Origin of the sequence: Halomicrobium sp. HM KBTZ05 (assembly GCF_041530035.1) — an archaeon.
GTDB lineage: Archaea > Halobacteriota > Halobacteria > Halobacteriales > Haloarculaceae > Halomicrobium.
The window spans coordinates 1,705,643-1,721,553 of the sequence record NZ_CP168057.1 but is presented as its reverse complement, the minus strand read 5'-3'; the positions used below and the strand labels follow the sequence as shown (position 1 = coordinate 1,721,553).

19 protein-coding genes, 1 tRNA gene and 1 pseudogene are annotated in these 15,911 nt (G+C 64.9%); 11 read left to right on the top strand and 10 right to left on the bottom strand.

The features are described from left to right. Positions 1-80: 80 nt before the first annotated feature. Both ACAH01_RS09040 and ACAH01_RS09035 read left to right on the top strand, forming a co-directional pair. A complete protein-coding gene (locus tag ACAH01_RS09040) occupies positions 81-959 on the top strand; it encodes a shikimate kinase (protein ID WP_372478957.1) in 879 nt (292 codons plus the stop codon). Beyond that, entirely contained in the window at positions 956-1,243 is a 288-nt protein-coding gene (locus ACAH01_RS09035; protein ID WP_153553262.1) for a chorismate mutase, read from the top strand. The genes ACAH01_RS09040 and ACAH01_RS09035 overlap by 4 nt, the downstream gene beginning before the upstream one ends. Positions 1,244-1,409: 166 nt before the next feature. On the opposite strand, the pseudogene ACAH01_RS09030 reads toward ACAH01_RS09035, so the two are convergent. The 3 genes and pseudogenes from ACAH01_RS09030 to ACAH01_RS09020 all read right to left on the bottom strand — a co-directional run bounded on the left by ACAH01_RS09030 (position 1,410) and on the right by ACAH01_RS09020 (position 2,603). Beyond that, positions 1,410-1,833 (bottom strand): annotated as a pseudogene (locus ACAH01_RS09030) (PIN domain-containing protein). Beyond that, complete coding sequence (locus ACAH01_RS09025) at positions 1,830-2,075, bottom strand: AbrB/MazE/SpoVT family DNA-binding domain-containing protein (protein WP_372478956.1); 246 nt, start codon at positions 2,073-2,075, stop codon at positions 1,830-1,832. Before ACAH01_RS09025 ends, ACAH01_RS09030 begins: the two are co-directional and overlap by 4 nt. Before the next feature lie 141 nt (positions 2,076-2,216). Next, positions 2,217-2,603, bottom strand: a complete 387-nt coding sequence (locus ACAH01_RS09020) for a helix-turn-helix domain-containing protein (RefSeq protein ID WP_372478955.1) — start codon at positions 2,601-2,603, stop codon at positions 2,217-2,219. A 135-nt stretch (positions 2,604-2,738) separates the two neighbouring features. Between ACAH01_RS09020 and ACAH01_RS09015 the strand changes: the two genes are divergently transcribed. Further along, on the top strand, positions 2,739-3,512 hold the full coding sequence (locus ACAH01_RS09015; protein WP_372478954.1) for a DUF6293 family protein: 774 nt from the start codon (positions 2,739-2,741) through the stop codon (positions 3,510-3,512). An 81-nt stretch (positions 3,513-3,593) separates the two neighbouring features. Here ACAH01_RS09015 and ACAH01_RS09010 read toward each other — a convergent pair whose 3' ends face one another. The 6 genes from ACAH01_RS09010 to guaB form a co-directional block, all read right to left on the bottom strand. Next, on the bottom strand, positions 3,594-4,184 hold the full coding sequence (locus ACAH01_RS09010; RefSeq protein WP_372478953.1) for an arsinothricin resistance N-acetyltransferase ArsN1 family B: 591 nt from the start codon (positions 4,182-4,184) through the stop codon (positions 3,594-3,596). Between the two features lie 55 nt (positions 4,185-4,239). After that, entirely contained in the window at positions 4,240-5,148 is a 909-nt protein-coding gene (locus ACAH01_RS09005) for a DMT family transporter (RefSeq protein WP_170094323.1), read from the bottom strand. A gap of 16 nt (positions 5,149-5,164) precedes the next feature. Further along, positions 5,165-5,956 carry a 5'/3'-nucleotidase SurE gene (surE, locus tag ACAH01_RS09000; protein WP_153553254.1) on the bottom strand — a complete coding sequence of 264 codons (792 nt, stop codon included), beginning with the start codon at positions 5,954-5,956 and terminating at the stop codon, positions 5,165-5,167. 62 nt (positions 5,957-6,018) lie between these two features. Continuing rightward, on the bottom strand, positions 6,019-7,431 hold the full coding sequence (locus ACAH01_RS08995) for a small ribosomal subunit Rsm22 family protein (protein WP_372478952.1): 1,413 nt from the start codon (positions 7,429-7,431) through the stop codon (positions 6,019-6,021). After that, positions 7,428-8,159, bottom strand: a complete 732-nt coding sequence (locus ACAH01_RS08990; RefSeq protein ID WP_170094326.1) for a prephenate dehydrogenase/arogenate dehydrogenase family protein — start codon at positions 8,157-8,159, stop codon at positions 7,428-7,430. Before ACAH01_RS08990 ends, ACAH01_RS08995 begins: the two co-directional genes overlap by 4 nt. Before the next feature lie 64 nt (positions 8,160-8,223). Beyond that, positions 8,224-9,705, bottom strand: a complete 1,482-nt coding sequence (gene guaB / locus ACAH01_RS08985; RefSeq protein ID WP_372478951.1) for an IMP dehydrogenase — start codon at positions 9,703-9,705, stop codon at positions 8,224-8,226. Between the two features lie 455 nt (positions 9,706-10,160). Here guaB and ACAH01_RS08980 point away from each other — a divergent pair, with 455 nt between their 5' ends. The 5 genes from ACAH01_RS08980 (at position 10,161) to ACAH01_RS08960 (ending at position 12,493) form a co-directional block, all read left to right on the top strand. Further along, positions 10,161-11,039, top strand: a complete 879-nt coding sequence (locus ACAH01_RS08980; RefSeq protein ID WP_153553250.1) for a DUF5794 domain-containing protein — start codon at positions 10,161-10,163, stop codon at positions 11,037-11,039. A gap of 60 nt (positions 11,040-11,099) precedes the next feature. Continuing rightward, positions 11,100-11,330 carry a DUF5795 family protein gene (locus ACAH01_RS08975; RefSeq protein ID WP_170094328.1) on the top strand — a complete coding sequence of 77 codons (231 nt, stop codon included), beginning with the start codon at positions 11,100-11,102 and terminating at the stop codon, positions 11,328-11,330. A gap of 53 nt (positions 11,331-11,383) precedes the next feature. Beyond that, positions 11,384-11,564: transfer RNA gene (locus tag ACAH01_RS08970), tRNA-Trp, on the top strand. Positions 11,565-11,747: 183 nt separating this feature from the next. Next, positions 11,748-12,065 (top strand): hypothetical protein, encoded by a 318-nt coding sequence (locus ACAH01_RS08965; RefSeq protein WP_372478950.1) that lies wholly within the window; start codon positions 11,748-11,750, stop codon positions 12,063-12,065. Beyond that, entirely contained in the window at positions 12,065-12,493 is a 429-nt protein-coding gene (locus ACAH01_RS08960; protein ID WP_372478949.1) for a hypothetical protein, read from the top strand. Before ACAH01_RS08965 ends, ACAH01_RS08960 begins: the two co-directional genes overlap by 1 nt. Positions 12,494-12,518: 25 nt before the next feature. On the opposite strand, the gene ACAH01_RS08955 is transcribed toward ACAH01_RS08960, so the two are convergent. After that, positions 12,519-12,680 carry a hypothetical protein gene (locus ACAH01_RS08955; RefSeq protein ID WP_208628053.1) on the bottom strand — a complete coding sequence of 54 codons (162 nt, stop codon included), beginning with the start codon at positions 12,678-12,680 and terminating at the stop codon, positions 12,519-12,521. Between the two features lie 522 nt (positions 12,681-13,202). Between ACAH01_RS08955 and ACAH01_RS08950 the strand changes: the two genes are divergently transcribed. Genes ACAH01_RS08950 through ACAH01_RS08940 form a run of 3 tightly spaced genes read left to right on the top strand, consistent with a single transcriptional unit; the run spans position 13,203 to position 15,828 of the window. Then, the gene (locus tag ACAH01_RS08950) at positions 13,203-13,682 is read left to right on the top strand and encodes a hypothetical protein (protein ID WP_372478948.1); all 480 of its coding nucleotides are present in this window, start codon (positions 13,203-13,205) and stop codon (positions 13,680-13,682) included. Positions 13,683-13,684: 2 nt separating this feature from the next. Next, positions 13,685-14,200, top strand: coding sequence for a hypothetical protein (locus ACAH01_RS08945; RefSeq protein WP_372478947.1), 516 nt, complete (start codon positions 13,685-13,687; stop codon positions 14,198-14,200). Further along, the gene (locus ACAH01_RS08940) at positions 14,197-15,828 is read left to right on the top strand and encodes a winged helix-turn-helix transcriptional regulator (protein ID WP_372478946.1); all 1,632 of its coding nucleotides are present in this window, start codon (positions 14,197-14,199) and stop codon (positions 15,826-15,828) included. The genes ACAH01_RS08945 and ACAH01_RS08940 overlap by 4 nt, the downstream gene beginning before the upstream one ends. Positions 15,829-15,911 lie beyond the last annotated feature (83 nt).

Here is a 15,911-nt window from a genome sequence, read left to right as displayed (position 1 = left end):
CGGATCGGCAAAAGCGCCGCGTTCCACTGGCGACTACCAGACCGCCACAGGTAAATACGGTCGTGTGGGACAGTGAGACGATGCAGGGGAAGGCTGCGGCCCCAGCCGCCGGGACAGTGCTGAACGCGCTCGCCACCCACCGCGGGTCGGCGTTCGCCATCGACGAGTACACCCACGCGACCGTCGATCTGTTCACCGAGGCAGAGATCAACGACGACGAGGAGGCGATCGTCGGGGAGATCGCTGGCGCACCGGAGGCCGACACCCGCCTGATCGAGACCTGCGTCGAGTACGTCCTCGACGCTCACGGCGAACCCGAGGTGGCCGGTGCCGTCGTCCGAACCGAGAGCGACGTGCCGATGGCGTCCGGTCTCAAGAGCAGCTCGGCGGCCGCCAACGCGACCGTCATGGCGACGCTGGACGCGCTCGACCGGACCGATCGGATGACGCGAGAGGACATGGCCCGCCTCGGCGTGATGGCGGCACGGGACGTGGGCGTCACGGCCACCGGCGCGTTCGACGACGCCTCCGCCTCGATGCTGGGGGGCGTCACCGTCACGGACAACGACGCCGACGAGCTACTGGCACGCGACGAGATCGACTGGGACGTGCTCGTCTACACGCCCCCAGAGCAGGCTTTCAGCGCCGACGCGGACGTACGCCGCTGCGAGCACGTCGCGCCGATGGCCCGGCTGGTCGAGGAGCTCGCGCTCGACGGCGACTACGAACGAGCGATGACGGTCAACGGACTGGCCTTCTGTGCGGCCCTCGACTTCGACTCGGAGCCGCTGATCGAGGCGATGCGACAGGTCGAGGGCGTCTCGCTTTCTGGCACCGGCCCGTCCTACGTCGCCGTCGGCCCACGGCCCGCACTCGAACAGGTCCAGGTCTACTGGGACCGACGCGACGGCAACACCTGGCTGACGACGACCCAAACGGAGGGAACCCACACACTATGAGCACGAATCCAGAGGACATGAGTCTCGACGAACTGCGCACAGAGATCCAGACGATCGACCGCGAGATCGTCGAGAAGATCGCACAGCGGACCTACGTCGCCGACACGATCGCCGAGGTCAAAGCCGAGAAGGGGTTGCCCACGACGGACGAAGACCAGGAACAGTCCGTGATGGACCGAGCCGGCGAGAACGCCGAACGGTTCGACGTGGACGCCAACCTCGTGAAAGCGATCTTCCGACTGCTGATCGAACTGAACAAGGTCGAGCAGCGGGAGAGTCGGTGAGTGAGTGAACGGGGTTAGACGCGCTCTAACCACATATTTTACAGTTGCGAGTGGCCAGACGATTCGATCAATTGCAGAATCAAACACTGCTACGAGTTTCCCGCTTCCTCATACTACCGGCTGTCACTTCGTGAAGATCTTCACCACCCCGGGGTGGCGAAATCGGTCACAGATTTACAACCGGTAGTATCAGCAGACACTCTGTCCCTTCGTCAGTTGGCTCCAGTGGGACTCGTTCGACCTCGATCTCCTCGTAGTCTTTCTCAGACGAGAGTACGTCCGTCCCCCCGCGTCTCCGCAGTCGCCGCGTGGAACGCGTCGAGCGGCGTCATGCCCTCGTCGTAGTAGTTGACCGCTTTCAGCACGACCTGTTTCTCTTCTTCGTTTCGCACGGGGACGAGTTCGAGCAGGTTCGCTACCAGTGGGGCGTAGTCGAACTCGTAGCGTTCCCGGGCGAGGAGGAGTTCCAGATACGAGAACGCCGACGTTTCGACATCGTTCTCGACGAGGGGGTCCTCTGCGGAGTTCTGTAACCAATCGGAATCTTTGGCGAGTGCGAGCAGGAAATCCGTCTCGACGTACACCGTCATCTGTCGCCGCTGACCCCCTCAGCTTTGTCTCTCGCCGCTTCCTCGATGTCCTCCTGGATCGCCTCGGTGGATGCATCGCGCAGTTCGCCTGCCGCTTCGCGGACTGCAGCGAGTGGGTCGTCCGCGACCGGGATCAATTCGATTCTGTCCTCGTACATGACGATGTGATACTTCTGGCCGTACTTCTCGCGCACCTCCTTCGGGATGTACAGCCGCCCCTGTGCGTCCGTCTCTGCTGACATGACTGGTAGTACGATACCATCAACAAAGAATCTTACCACCAGAAGGGTGTTGGTGGATTCTTGGGCAATTTCAACAGCTACACACTGTCCCCAAATCGTTGAAGGAGGTCGAACAGGGAGAGTCGATACCACCGGACTACTTTACTCTCCTGTCCGTTCGTCGGCAGACTCGACGTCGACGTCGAGACCGTCGTCCTCGACCGCAAGTGTGACGCGCGTGACGGCCAGCGCGAACTGCGTGGGATGGTTGCTCGACCCGTCGACGCTCACTTCCGTATCGACGATGCCCGCCCGGTAGAGTCGTCGCAGTCGACGATACACCGTCGGCTGTGACACGTCGGTGGTCTCGGCGATCTCCTGGGCCTCCATCGGCTCGTCGGCGATCGCGTCCAGTACGTCGAACGTGTAGGGATCGCCGACCAGTTCGAGCAGGTCCTGTCCGTCGGGGACCGTCGGGCGAGTTCCATCGTCCGTCTCCTCGGCGTGTCGGCCAGACAGCGGGCAATCGGTAGCGGGGAAATTACTCATCGATGTATCCGGGCGCGCGTGCGCCCCGATTCGGTGTTGCTCCGAACGCGTATTCATGTCTATCACGATACTATTTGAACTATCGATACTATCGTAACTATTTGTACGACGCGAGCGAAGGCACACGTACCAGAGATGCAAGGCTCGGATTCGCTCCGTTCTGTCGAGGAGGTACACATCGCACCGCTGGGCTACGAGTACGACCGCATCGGCGATCCGGTCGTCGAGTACGGGGTCGACACGCTCCACCTGTTGACCGACAGCGAGCTGGAGACGACTGCGTACCACGAACGCCTGGAGCAGGAACTCACCGATCACGGCGTTGTCCTGGAGTACCACGAGACCGACCTCGACGACGTGTACGACGTACTGGGGCGGATCACGACGCTCATCGACGGCCACCAGGGAGACATCGTCCGGGTGAACGTCTCCAGCGGTCCGAAGCTCGCGACCGTCGGCGCTGCACTGGCGTGCATGGCGACAGACGCGAGTGGCTACCACGTTCGGACGGCAGAACACCTCCACCCGGTGGCCGAGACGCCACAGACCGGCGAGACGATCATGGCCGAGCAGCTCCCGTCGTATCCCCTGGAGACGCCGACGACGGACCAGGTTCGAATACTGAACTACGTCGACGAGCACGATACCGCTGCCCACACGCCGAACAAGAGCGAGCTCATCGACTTCGCCGAGCGGGAGGGACTGGCATTCATCAGCGAGTCGGACCCGGCCAACGACAAAGCGAAGTTCGCACTGCTGAACAACCGGATCGTCGAGCCACTCCTCGAAGACGGCTACGTCTCCGTCGAGTCGGTCGGACGGACTAAACGGATCTCGCTGACGGAGACGGGAGGGAACGCGTTACGGGCGTTCCGGCACAAGCTGCCCGCCGAGTCGGACGGCGAGTGAGCGCGGGCCGGTCTCGTCGCTGGTCGCGTCGCTGGAATGCCCCGTGAGAGCGAACGGTCAGATCCGTCGCCGAAATCGGGATCAGGCGTCGAGCGAGTCGACGCCCGCGGTGACGGCCGCCTCGAACTGAGCCGTCGAGAACGTCGATATCGGTACTGGCGGCTCCGGGTCGTCCTCGGGCTGGCGCAGCTGTTTGCGCCACCACTGTACGTCGTGCCACTCTCCGGCAGTGTACCCGACGTTCTCGTACGTTCCGACCGGTTCGAACCCCATCTCCCGGTGGAACGCGACGCTCGCCCGATTCGGCAGTGTCACACCGGCGTACCCGTTGTAGAACCCCTGCTCGCCCAGCACGGCGAACAGCGACTCGTAGAGACCGGTCGCGATCCCGGCACGACGGTGGCCGTCGTCGACGTAGATCGAGAGCTCGACGCTCCACTGGTAGGCCGTTCGGTTCCGGTGGTCGCTGGCGTACGCGAAGCCGACCACTCGGTCCTCGCGTTCACACACCAGCCACGGGTACGTTTCGAGGGTCGAACGGAGACGCTCTCTCATCTCCTCGTCGGATGGTGGCGTCTCCTCGAAGGAGACCGCCGAGTCACGGACGTACGGCGCGTAGATGTCCGCACACGCGGCCGCGTCGTCTGGGCGAGCGCGTCGGATAGTGCTCATCGAGTCGCTCTATCGACCGTGGCCGCTTAAATTGCCACAGATCGGCTGCTCTGCGTCACCGGAGCGCAGCCAGTTCCTCGCGGATCGCGTCTCGTTTCAGGAGCAGGAAGCCGACGAGGACGACGAGGAAGCCGGTCACGGTCGTGGCGTCGATCGTCTCTTCGAGCAGGAGCCAGCCCGTGACCGCGGCGAAGACCGGCGTCGCGTACGAGACGAGGTTGATCTGGATGGCTCCGAGTCGGTCGAGCAGGCGAAAGTAGACGAAGTAGCCGATCACGCTGGCGAACACGGCGAGGTAGACGATCGCGACGACCGACTCCGCCGTCAGGGTCATCCCGCCCAGGGACTCGTTCGGGAGCGCCCGGCTGATGGCGTGTAAGAGGACGGCACCGACACCGTTCGACCAGGCGACGAGCCCCTCCGTCCCGAGCCCGCTGTCGACCCGCTGGAGGAGGACGCTCCCGAGGGCGATCGACAGCGCGGCCAACAGGACGAACCCGGACGCGACGAGTTCGGCACTGAGCCCGCCCGTCACGTCCGGACGCGTGACCAGCACGACGCCGACGAAACCGAGCACCAGTCCGGCCGTCCCGACGGTCGACAGTCGCTCGTTCGGGAGTAGCGCCCGCGAGAACGCCGTCGCGAGGATTGGATTCGTCGCGATCAGGATGGCCGCGACCGCGCTGGTCACGTCCTGCTCGCCGACGAACAGGAAGGCGTTGTACAGCGCGATCACGAGCGTGGCGCTGATCGCGACGGCGACCCAGTCCGCTCGGGAGCGGGGCAGCCAGTCGTCGGTCGCGACGGCCGCGTAGGCGAGCATGAGGACGCCCGCGAGGTCGTAGCGAATCGCCGCGAACAACACCGGCGGCAGGTCTTCGAGCCCCGCCTTGATCGCGACGAAGGAGGTCCCCCAGAGCATCGCCAGCAGGACGAACAGGAGCGTCTCTCGGCGTGTGCTCATCGTGGTGGCACTGTTCTCACGAGCGGTCGTAGGTCTCGGCGAGTCCGTCCAGTGCCTCGTGGTGCTCGGTCGTGTGTGGGGCCGTCAGCGGCGAGACGCTGACCTTGCCGTCGACGACGGCCCGTCGGTCGGTGCCCTCCGGATCGGGGATGTCGCCCTCGGCCATCCGCTCCCAGATCCGGTCGTGGAGGGTCACGGTCTCGCCGTTTCGCTCGGCCCCCATCTGGTAGACGCGGGACGGTTCGGTGATCGCCATCTCCGCGGGACCCCGGTCGGCGACCGGCGCGTTCACGTTGAGGTAGTCACACTGTTCGAAGACGCCCGCGCCCATCGAGTGGGCGGCGAGATAGCTCGCGGCCCGGGTGGCTTCGCCGTAGCTGTCGTAGTTCTCCTCGACCTCGGAGAAGGCCGCGTCCTCGCGGACCGGGATGTACATCGAGACGGCGATCGCGGGCACGTCGAAGAAAGTCGCCTCGACGGCGGCACTGACGGTTCCCGACCGCCCGAGGACGTAGGCCCCGAGGTTCGCGCCGCGGTTGCAGCCGGCGACGACGAGGTCCGTTTCGGGGACCAGCGACTCGATGCCGGCGACGACGCAGTCGGTCGGCGTGCCCTCGACGGCGTAGCCCAGTTCGTGCTGGTGGACCGGGACTTCGTGTGAGATCGCGCGCCCGACTGCGCTCTGATCGCTCTTCGGTGCCACTGCCGTCACCGATCCCACCTCGGTCAGTGCGTCGTACAGCGCCCGGAAACCGACGCTGTCGATCCCGTCGTCGTTGGTCAGGAGGATCGACGGCTCGTCGTTCATACGTTCCGTCGGGCCGAGAGCGGGAAAAACACTCCGGCGGCGGCAGCCGCTCGGTCGATCGGTTACGCCGGCACGCGGTCGACGACGGTCTCGCCGTCGACGACGACGTTGTACGCGCCCTCGTCGTCGTTCCAGAGCACCAGCGCGTTCTCGAAGAGGAGGAGGTCGCCGTAGGCCGCCCCGCGGAGGTCCTCGTTGAGGATCGACTCCTCGGTGAGGACGGCGAAGTGGTCCGTCGACTGGCTCCCGTCGCCGATCAGGTAGAGAGGGTTGCCCGCCTCGGTGAGGTCGCCGCTCAGCTTCACGCCCAGCAGGTTGATCCGGTCGGTGACGTAGGAGTCGGCCTCGGCCATCTTCGCGACCTGCGAGCGGTTTCCGCGCGCGTCGATGGCGGTCCGTCCGTCGGTTCGCAGGATCGAGTAGGCGTACTGTACGTCCACGTTGACGAACTCTCCGGGCTGGTGGTCCGGACCGCTCGCACCCTCGTCCAGCCGGCGCTGGAAGGGCGGCACGTCGATGTCGGGCCGCACGTCGAACGACCACGACTCGCTGGTCGGAGACTCGTGGGCCCAGAGCCGGACTGTCGGGCTGTACACCGTCGCCGGCCCGTCGTCGGCGACGGCCCGCTCGATCTCGCGGAGTCCGATCGCGGTGTTCCTGTCTGCCGGTTCGATCGCCGCCAGCGATCCCGCCGGAGCCAGCCAGTCGAGCGCGCGTTCGACGACGGACGCCGGCTCGTCGAGTTCGTTCAGGACGTTAGCACAGACCACCAGATCGAACTGGTCGTCGGGCTCGAACGACTCCACGGTCGTCCGGTGGGTCGTCGTCTGGACGCTCGCGGGCGTCGTTTCGAGCATCGCCCCCAGCACGTCCGCCGCTGCGCTCGGCTCGACGGCGTGGTAGTCGACGAGACACTCCTCGCCCAGCAGGTCGAGCAGCCCCAGCGCCGGGCCGCCGACGCCGGCACCCACGTCCAGGACCCGAATCTGCCTGTCGAGGAGCCCGTCGCTCAGGAGGTCGGCGATCACGTACTGCGTGACGGCGTAGTAGTCGGGCAGGTGGTAGATCGCGTACGCCAGCGCCGTCAGGTCGTCGTACTCGACGGGCTGTTGCTGGAGGTACCGCTCTTTGATCGCCCGGATGCGCTCGCGGAGCCGGTCGCCGGTCTCGCCGTCGGGCCAGCCGACGCCCTCGCGTTCGACGAGCAGGTCCTCAAGTCGGCGGACGTGCTCGGGCGGCAGCGCGTCGACCCCCTCGAAGGCCGGTGACGGCGGTTCGTCGCCGATCGGTTCGAAAGTCCCGTCCTCGCGTTCGACCAGCCCCAGATCGAACGCCTCCTCTCGGAGGACCCGTCGAACCACGGCTGGGTGGGGCTGACCGTCGACGTATTCACAGATCTCCTCGGGATCGATCGGGCGGACCTGGCGGAGGTACTTCGCGTTCGAGCGGATCGAATCTCTCGTCTCGTCGTTCATTGTAGGCTCTCGTACAGTTCGGTGAACGTCTCGTCGTCGGCCCGCGCGATCTGTCGTGCGGCGGCCGCCACGTCGTCGGCTCCCTCGAACGCCGCCTGGATGTCGGCGTAGACCCGCGGTTCGCCGTCGGTCATCTGCTCGACGAGGTCGAACAGCGCCTCGGAGATCGGCGTCTGGAAGGTCTCGGGTACGTCCTCGGCCGCGAGCGCGAACGCCAGCACCGCCGTGTGGGCGCGTGCTTGCACCGTCTCCATCGCCTCGTCGTGCTCGGCCGGCGTCGTCGCGACCAGCTCGTTGCCACGCGTTCGCAGTCGTTCACGGATCGTCTCGCCGACCGGCCCGTCGGCGTCGGTCACCACCGCGAGGTTGCCGGGCGCGTTCTCGGGCGCGAACAGCGGGTGGAGACTGACGCGTTCGATCTCGGGGGCGTGTGCTCGCATCGCGTCGATCGGATCGCGCATACTCCCGGTCACGTCACAGATCGCCCGGTCCGCGCGATCGGCGTACTCCCCGATCACGCTCGCCGCCGCCGGGAGCGGGACGGCGACACAGACGAGGTCGAAGCGCTCTTCGACGGGCGGTGTCAGCGCGCGACCGTCGAGCGCGTCGGCCGCCGCCGTCGCCGCGGTCTCGTCGGCGTCGACGAACGCGATCTCGTCGTCGGCCGTCGCGACGCTGTCAGCGAACCACCGTCCCATCGCTCCCGCGCCGACGACGAGGACTCTCATTGGCACGGGGTAGCCAACGACCGCTCAAAAGCAGTTCGGTCCGCCACATCGCCGGACGCGTCGATCAGCTGTCCGGGCTGTAGTTGGGCGCTTCGTCCGTGATCATCACGTCGTGGGGATGACTCTCCTGCTGGCCAGCCGCGGAGACGCGGACGAACTCCGAGCGTTCCTTGAACTCCGGAATCGTCTCCGCGCCGACGTAGCCCATGCCAGAGCGCATCCCGCCGACGAGCTGGTGGAGTTCCGACTGGAGCGAGCCCTTGTACGGCGTCGCGGCCTCGACGCCCTCTGGGACGTACTCTTCGTCCTCTTCCTCTTCTTTCAGGTAGCGCTCGCCGCCGCCCTCGTTCATCGCGCCGACCGATCCCATGCCACGGTACTGCTTGTACTTCTTGCCGTTCATCGTGATGACGCGGCCGGGGGCCTCGTCGGTGCCTGCGAAGTAGGAACCGAGCATCACTGCGTCCGCACCGGCGGCGATCGCCTTGATCGCGTCCCCGGAGTAGCGGATGCCGCCGTCGGCGATCACCGGCACGTCGTGCTGGCTGGCCACGTCGGCGACCTGCGAGACGGCGGTAATCTGGGGCATGCCCGCACCGGTGACGACGCGGGTCGTACAGATCGATCCCGGACCGATGCCGACCTTGACGCCGTCGGCGAAGTCGACGACCTCCTGGGCGGCTTCGCGGGTCCCGATGTTGCCCACGACCACGTCCGCGTCGACTTCCGCCTCGATCTCGCGGGCGCTGTCGATGACGTTGCGGTTGTGCGCGTGGGCACAGTCGATGAAGAGCACGTCGACACCGGCTTCGTCTGCGGCGCGCGCACGATCGAGTTCGAACGGGCCGACCGCCGCCCCGGCGACCAGTGCGCCCTCGTCGTCGCGAGCGGCCTGGTCGTACTCGCGGCGCTGGAGGATGCCCTGCATCGTCACGAGACCGATGAGTCGATCCCCGTTCTCGACGATCGGGACGCGTTCGATCTTGTGCTCGTACATCAGCTCCAGGGCCTCGCGTGCGGTCACGTCTTCGGGTGCCGTGACGACCTCGTCGGTCATCGCCTCGCTGACGAGGTCTTCCTCGCCGACTTCGAGGTAGGGGCGGATGTCGGTGGCGGAGATGATCCCCAGCACCTCGTCGTCGTCGCCGACGACCGGCGCGCCCGAGACGCCGCGTCGGTCCATCATTTCGTCGACTTCGCGGACGGTCTGATCGGGCGAGGCCGTGACCACGTCGCGGATGATCAGCTCGTCGGCGCGCTTGATGCGCTCGATCTCGTCGACCATCGTCTCGACGTCCATGTTGCGGTGGAGGACGCCGAGGCCACCGTGTCGGGCCATCGCGATGCCCATATCGCCCTCGGTGACCGTGTCCATCGCCGCCGAGAGCACCGGAACGTTCAGTTCGACGTTCGTCGAGACGCGTGTGGCCGTGTCGGCCTCGTCCGGCTCGACGCGGGACTCTTTGGGCCGTAGCAGTACGTCGTCGAACGTCAGGGCTTCCGGAACGCGGAGCTTCTCCGAGAAGGGTTCGGACTCGTTCGCCATGTCAAGGGTGGCAGACGGGCGCTGAAAAACGTTCCGAGATTTTCTCCCGAGTGCCTACCGATGTCACACGCAGACGGCGCGACGAGGGCCACACGGCACTCTAAAAATGGAAACTATCGCGTGTGAAATGTGGACAATCTCCATTCAGACCACGACATCTCCTGCCGTCCGTTGTGTATGAGTCGCAATCTCACACAACGTTTATCCGCTGACAAAAGATAATGATGAACATGAACTGTGCTGTGTCTCCCAGCGCTGGTTCCGTTCGCCGACAGACCGCCGACTCCGTGGCTGTCACAAACTGGTTTATGGGAGACACAGCTTTTCAGGGGTTCTCGAAGGGGTGGAATATGTGGTCCCCGAAGGGAGGGAATATGCCGTCTCGGCCGTCGGCAGTACCGTCCCCACGCAGCGAGTACCCGACGCCCACGGGTGAGGGCAGACTGTAGCACGAAATGAGTAGCTCCCAACATCCGGTCGCGCTCGCGCTGGAGCGACGCGTCGGTGGTGCCACCCGCCTGCTCGCGACGGTCATGCTGCTCCCGCTGCTGGACGGCGTCTTCGCCGCCGTCGTCCTCGCTGGTGGACTCGCGTCGGTGACCGGCATCATCGAGGTCGGCCTGCTGGTCTTCGGTGGCTCTGCGACCCTCGCCGTGATCCTCGCCGAGATGGAAGGCTCTCCCAGAGAAGTCGCCACCCCGATCCTCGCGGTCGGTGCGATCGTGATCGCCGGCTCCGTCGTCGTCGCCGCCCTCGCGCCGACGATCCAGACGGTCCTCGATCCCGTCGTCTTCGAGCGCTTCGCGGCGATCATCATCCTCGCCATCGCCGGCCGGACCGCCAGCGCGAAGATCGGCGACTGGCTCCCGCGTCCGTCGATGATCCTGCTCATCGGCTTCGTCGCCAGCGTCAACGCCTCCGGCTTCTCGCTGGAGATCCAGACCGATCCCGAACTCATGCTCAGAGCCGCCGCCGCTGCCGGCGTCGGCGTCGGGTTCGCACTCACCGCCGCCGTCGGCGCGCCGTGGCTCCGCAACGCCGTCGACATCGACCGCTTCCGCTTCGGAAGTGCCGTCGCACTGGGCGTGTTGCCGATCAGCATCCTCACGTCGGTCGAGGCTCCGGTCTCACTGGCCGTCCTCGCGGTCACGACGCTGCTCTCGCTGGACCCACAGCGCGCTCGCGAACGCGACGAACACTACGAGCCCGACGCCGTCGACGTGACCGCCGCCTTCGCCGACGGCGGCGCGTCCCAGGGCGTCGACCACGACACCACTGACGCCAGCTCCCACCCGACCGTCGACGACGACGACGACCGCGCGCCCTGGCTCTGACCGCGCTCGGCGCGATACGAAGTGACAACCCTTAGGTTGCTCAGCGCCCCCGTTGTTGCTATGGCTGACAACCGCGTCGTGCAGGGCCGCATGGTCACACCCGAGTCGCTCGCCGAGCTGATCGAAGACGACGACGTCATGGACGCCGAAGCGATCGATGACGCCGACCGCTCGTGTCCCGACTGCGGAGGAGACGTGCTCTCGGTCGGCTACATGCCCGGTATCACGGAGTTCGTCACCGGCTACAAGTGTCAGGACTGCGACTGGAGCGACACCGACCGCGACGACTAACCTCCGGACGCAACCGTAACCCCTTTCATACAGGTGGGCTTACGCCGGAGTGCGGGGTCGTGGCCTAGTCCGGGAAGGCGGCTGACTCCAGAGGCAACGTGCCCGGTGACGACACTCCAGGGTTGATATACTGAGCGGCCGACTGATCATCGGCTCGCGTTGATGACCCTCTGGAGTTCCGAGGCACACACCGGAGATATCAGCCGATCGGGGGTTCAAATCCCTCCGACCCCATACCGACCTTTAATTTAACGCATGGTTTTAACAATCAAGAGCGGCCGCTCTCGGGGTGGTCCGCGTGAGCACCTTCCCCGCTCACGAACTGCCGCGAGACGCCGTCCACTGCGAGTTCTGCGGCCAGACGATCGAGTCTGAGCCACAGGACTGTCCCGCCCTCGACGACGGGAGGTGTCAGCCATGACGTCGCCGACGGCGGACTCCGCATGCTACCACGTCGCCGACTTCCGGATCTGTCCTATCGACTCGTCCCGACGCCGCAACCGCGACCTCTGCGAGCTGTGCTTCCCAGACGACGAGGTCCCTGACCACGTCACCCACTTCGTCTTCTCAGGCCAGGGGAAGTACCTCCATCGGTCTCCCGACCAGGGCGGCGAAGCCGAAGGGACCGACGCTCACAGCAGTCCCGACTCCTACTCTCAGGTCACCTCGATCCTGAAAGACGAGGACGTGACGACCTGGGAAGACGCCCGCCGCGTCGCGGGAGGTGAGTCGTGATGTCCTGGCCAATCGAAATCGACGGCCAGACGTTCGACCCGATCCCCACGTCGTGGATTTCACACCCCGACGCCGCGGATCGGCGCGCCGGGTCGCCGCGGATCTACGCCGTCAGTGCGACGACCGACTACAACGGCAAGCGGCTTCAGATCCGTTACGCCCACCCCACCGAGCCGTACGTGCTGGTCTACACCACCGGTGCCTACGCGATCGACAACGGTGGCGTCGTCCCCGCCGGCCTCGTCGAGCGCGGCAGCCACTGGCCCCGCTCGATCGTCCCGCGCACTGATCCGACCGACATCGTCCGCGAGCCAGAACGCGAGCACATGATCGAGGTCTGGGGCGACCGCGTCGACGCGATCCCGTCACCAGACACGACAGCCGATCGCCAGCTCGTCGCCGACGGAGGTGACTCCGATGCCCAGTGAGCAATCCGAGAGTGGGACTGAGAAGTCAGTTATTTACCGTCTCAGAGTTCGGCTCAGTGTCGTCTTGCAGCTTGGGCTGGAGCTTAAACGCTCCAAAGCCAGTCCCCACGGCGAAGGAGATGATGGCTGTCGCGACGATCCAGATCAGGTTGGGGTGTTCGAGACCGATGTGCAGGGGTACACTCATACGAATCACCTCTCGGTTCGACAAATAGCTGCTTATAAATTGGGAAATCTCGTGCTGGATGGGAGCCACTGCTGGAGTCACCGCTCACTACACGCGGGAGGTGAGCGGGATGTCTGAAGGTGATACTGACCGATTCCAGATCCTCCATGCGTTCGCGGATCACTCCGTGGAGTCGGAGGTTTTGGCGACCATCAGAACCATCACGCGGTGGACTCGTGACCCTCAACTATTTTCTGGTACGCTCAGACGACGCACCAGAAATGCCAGCGATGCACTGACCGCCGTCAGGCCACCGACGACGTATCCCGAGAGGCTGATTAATGTCCCCCATCCACGGGTAGCGTGCGCAATTTGTGCTAACAACAACATACAGAAACCAAGTTGGAACACGATAACGAGCGATAGATCAGTACTTGAACTGCCGTGCTTGCTGGAGGACATTAATACTGGCTTCAGGATTGTCGAACAAACCACCACTGATATTTGCTCAATACACACGGCCACAGATCGGGAGGGATCACAGTGAGTCTCGACGCCTCACTGGCACCGAACAAGAAGGCCGGGATCGGCGTCGAGATCGCGATCACGACTGACCACGTCCCTGCACTCCAGCTCGTCCCCGACGAAGTCGCCGAACACTACGACGCCGTCGCGACGACGCTCGTTACACCGACGGCCGACATCCCGTTCGTCGCCCTCTGTCTCCTGGAGCGTGGCACACAGGTCGAGATCAAGAGCACGATCGTCACCTACGCCGATGGTCGCCGGGGCCGGTTCAAAATCCGGCGAAGCCAGCACGAGACGCTCCTGGAGATCGCTGGCGTCTACCTCTTCGCAGTCTGCCGGGATCTTCCCGATCGGCCGCCGGTCGCGCTCAAAGTCGTTCCAGCGACGACCGTCGACGAGGTGATCCACAGCTGGATCGACTCCAGCGGGACGCGCTCGGACTACGCACAGGTCTCCTGGGGGAGTGTCTTCGACGCCACAGAGGTCGATCGCTGACCATGCCGTCCGAGAATCAGGGCGGTTCCCAGCGGCAGCGCCAGCGTTTCGAGCGCATCCAGAACGACATCGGCGAAGATCCAGCGCGGTGGCTCGACTGGGAGTTCGTCCGTCACCCGAGTCGTCGCAACATCGCGCTGGATCTCATCGACAGCATCGATTCGATCGAGCGCATTCGTGCCTGGAAGGCAGTCGAGCGGGCGCTCGCTGTCGAACACGGTCGCGAGCCTCGATCGAAGATCATGCAGCGTCTCGACCAGCGCGAACAGTGGCTGACGCTGCACGGCGAACGACCCGACCGACTCGACGAGCGCGCGGAGCCTCGTGATCTCCCGCCGGTCGAGACAGAGTTTCCCGATCGCGATGATGTCGACGAGGCTGCTGATCGGGCCACCTTCCACGCTGAGCGGATTTTCGGCCCGCTTCGGGAGCGCTACCCACATCTGTTCGACGACGGTGACAACGCTGCCGAGAGCACCGAGACAGCCGTCGCAGCCGACGGAGGTGACGACGCGTGACCCAAGTCGCTCCTCGAAACCACGAGGCCGAGTGCTGGCTCTACTACGGGCCGGTCGACCAGGGAGACAGTGAGAGCGTCGACTACGACGGCCTCGATCCATACTGGGCACTGTCGGATCTGCTCATCAACGAGTTCGACGGCTACCACGAGATGGATACTGAGATCGACGGCGAACCCGTCACGATTCGGTTCACCTACTCGAAGTCCGGGTTTACGCCGCGACCGACCGATGCTGTTGCCGGAGATCGGCTCTACGAACTCGAAATCAACATCCAGGGCAGCAACGAGCGCAAGTGCGACTACAACCTCTCTCCACGGCACCCGAACATGCGTAACTCCGAAGGCGAACCCACGACGACGGCGTTCGATCACACCGATCCCGATGAGGGGTTGTCAGTCCACTGCCAGCCGTCGAACATGCGTCTCGACGAGGTCCCTGAATTCCTCACGCGAGCCGTCTTCGAGCTTGCCGATGATGCTGATCTCGGTCTCTATCACGGCTACTTCGACGCGCCGTTCGGTGGACGAGTGAGCGCGCTGGAGCGGTACGTTCGGATCACGCGATCGATGAACGAGAAGCTCATCGGGACCGGCGGAGTGATGGATCGCCTCGCGATGCTGTTGTCCGACACTGCCGGTACGAAAGGGATGCACAAGTGGGACAACGAGGACGAACGCGGCCATCACCACGTGATCCGCCACGGTTCTGCCAGCGCCTCTCAGCTCGTCTCTCAGCACCGCCTCGGCGGGCAACTCAAGAGCTACTTACCAGAGCATCCTGAGGAGTTCGAGCCCGACGATCCCCTGTACCACCCGAAGGTCGGTACGAAGTTCGTCGGTGGTCGCACCGACGGCGGCTCCGTCGACTGGGCGGATCGCCACGATGTCGTCCAGGAACTTGACGAGCGACTACTGTCGATTCTCACGTGGGCGGACATTCCGACCGCGGCCGGTGGGACGACGTTTGTCGCCGACGATCACTTCTACGCACACGCCGCTGCGGATCCGGTTCCGATCCACTCGGACCCGCTTCCCCAGCTGGAAGCCCAGCAGGAGCACCTCCTGTTGACCTGCCTTCGTGACATGACGCCGGCCGACGAGGACATCGTCGAGACGCTGACGGCCGACGGCGGGACCCACGCTCGCGATCTCTCCGACGAGACTGGGTTGTCGCTCTCGACGATCTACCGCTGTCTCGATCGGATGGACGGCGTCCTCACCAGCGACAACGGCCACGTTCGCTTCGTGACCGACCGGCTTCGTCGCGAGGTCCGCGCGATCGTGGAGTCTATCGACCACCAGCTCGAGACCGCCGCCGATCGCGTCGCCGAGATCGTCGACCAGGACGTGCGCCAGTCCGCCTCCGCTGCCTTCGATCGCTGGCTCTCGAAGTACGGTGCTGAGTTCGAACCGCCCGAATCAGAGGGTGAACGGCCTGTCGTCCGGATCGACACCGTCCTTTCCCGGTTCAAATACACCGATCGGCCGATGTTCGATGATGTCCTCGACGAGATGGGGACCGCGTGGAAGCGTGACGGTCGATCGATCGACCAGCTCGCCGACGCAATCGTCGAGGTCTCCGTCGACGGCACCCGAGAGCAGCACCGGGCCGCGACCCTCTGGTAGAGCCCGACAGATGAGTGGCAACGCTGTCGTTCGCGTCCTTCTTTTATAAGTCGATCCGCGCAGCACCCTGTTAACCCCTGTTT

Bases quoted from the DNA above. Each gene is read 5' to 3' on its own strand.
- ACAH01_RS08990 (WP_170094326.1), bottom strand. From the start codon at position 8,159: ATGAGAGTCCTCGTCGTCGGCGCGGGAGCGATGGGACGGTGGTTCGCT.
- ACAH01_RS08995 (WP_372478952.1), bottom strand. From the start codon at position 7,431: ATGAACGACGAGACGAGAGATTCGATCCGCTCGAACGCGAAGTACCTC.
- ACAH01_RS08945 (WP_372478947.1), top strand. From the start codon at position 13,685: ATGCCGTCCGAGAATCAGGGCGGTTCCCAGCGGCAGCGCCAGCGTTTC.
- ACAH01_RS09040 (WP_372478957.1), top strand. From the start codon at position 81: ATGCAGGGGAAGGCTGCGGCCCCAGCCGCCGGGACAGTGCTGAACGCG.
- ACAH01_RS08975 (WP_170094328.1), top strand. From the start codon at position 11,100: ATGGCTGACAACCGCGTCGTGCAGGGCCGCATGGTCACACCCGAGTCG.
- guaB (WP_372478951.1), bottom strand. From the start codon at position 9,705: ATGGCGAACGAGTCCGAACCCTTCTCGGAGAAGCTCCGCGTTCCGGAA.
- ACAH01_RS08960 (WP_372478949.1), top strand. From the start codon at position 12,065: ATGTCCTGGCCAATCGAAATCGACGGCCAGACGTTCGACCCGATCCCC.
- ACAH01_RS09020 (WP_372478955.1), bottom strand. From the start codon at position 2,603: ATGAGTAATTTCCCCGCTACCGATTGCCCGCTGTCTGGCCGACACGCC.
- ACAH01_RS08980 (WP_153553250.1), top strand. From the start codon at position 10,161: ATGAGTAGCTCCCAACATCCGGTCGCGCTCGCGCTGGAGCGACGCGTC.
- ACAH01_RS09010 (WP_372478953.1), bottom strand. From the start codon at position 4,184: ATGAGCACTATCCGACGCGCTCGCCCAGACGACGCGGCCGCGTGTGCG.
- ACAH01_RS09035 (WP_153553262.1), top strand. From the start codon at position 956: ATGAGCACGAATCCAGAGGACATGAGTCTCGACGAACTGCGCACAGAG.
- ACAH01_RS09015 (WP_372478954.1), top strand. From the start codon at position 2,739: ATGCAAGGCTCGGATTCGCTCCGTTCTGTCGAGGAGGTACACATCGCA.
- ACAH01_RS08955 (WP_208628053.1), bottom strand. From the start codon at position 12,680: ATGAGTGTACCCCTGCACATCGGTCTCGAACACCCCAACCTGATCTGG.
- ACAH01_RS08965 (WP_372478950.1), top strand. From the start codon at position 11,748: ATGACGTCGCCGACGGCGGACTCCGCATGCTACCACGTCGCCGACTTC.
- ACAH01_RS09005 (WP_170094323.1), bottom strand. From the start codon at position 5,148: ATGAGCACACGCCGAGAGACGCTCCTGTTCGTCCTGCTGGCGATGCTC.
- surE (WP_153553254.1), bottom strand. From the start codon at position 5,956: ATGAACGACGAGCCGTCGATCCTCCTGACCAACGACGACGGGATCGAC.
- ACAH01_RS09025 (WP_372478956.1), bottom strand. From the start codon at position 2,075: ATGTCAGCAGAGACGGACGCACAGGGGCGGCTGTACATCCCGAAGGAG.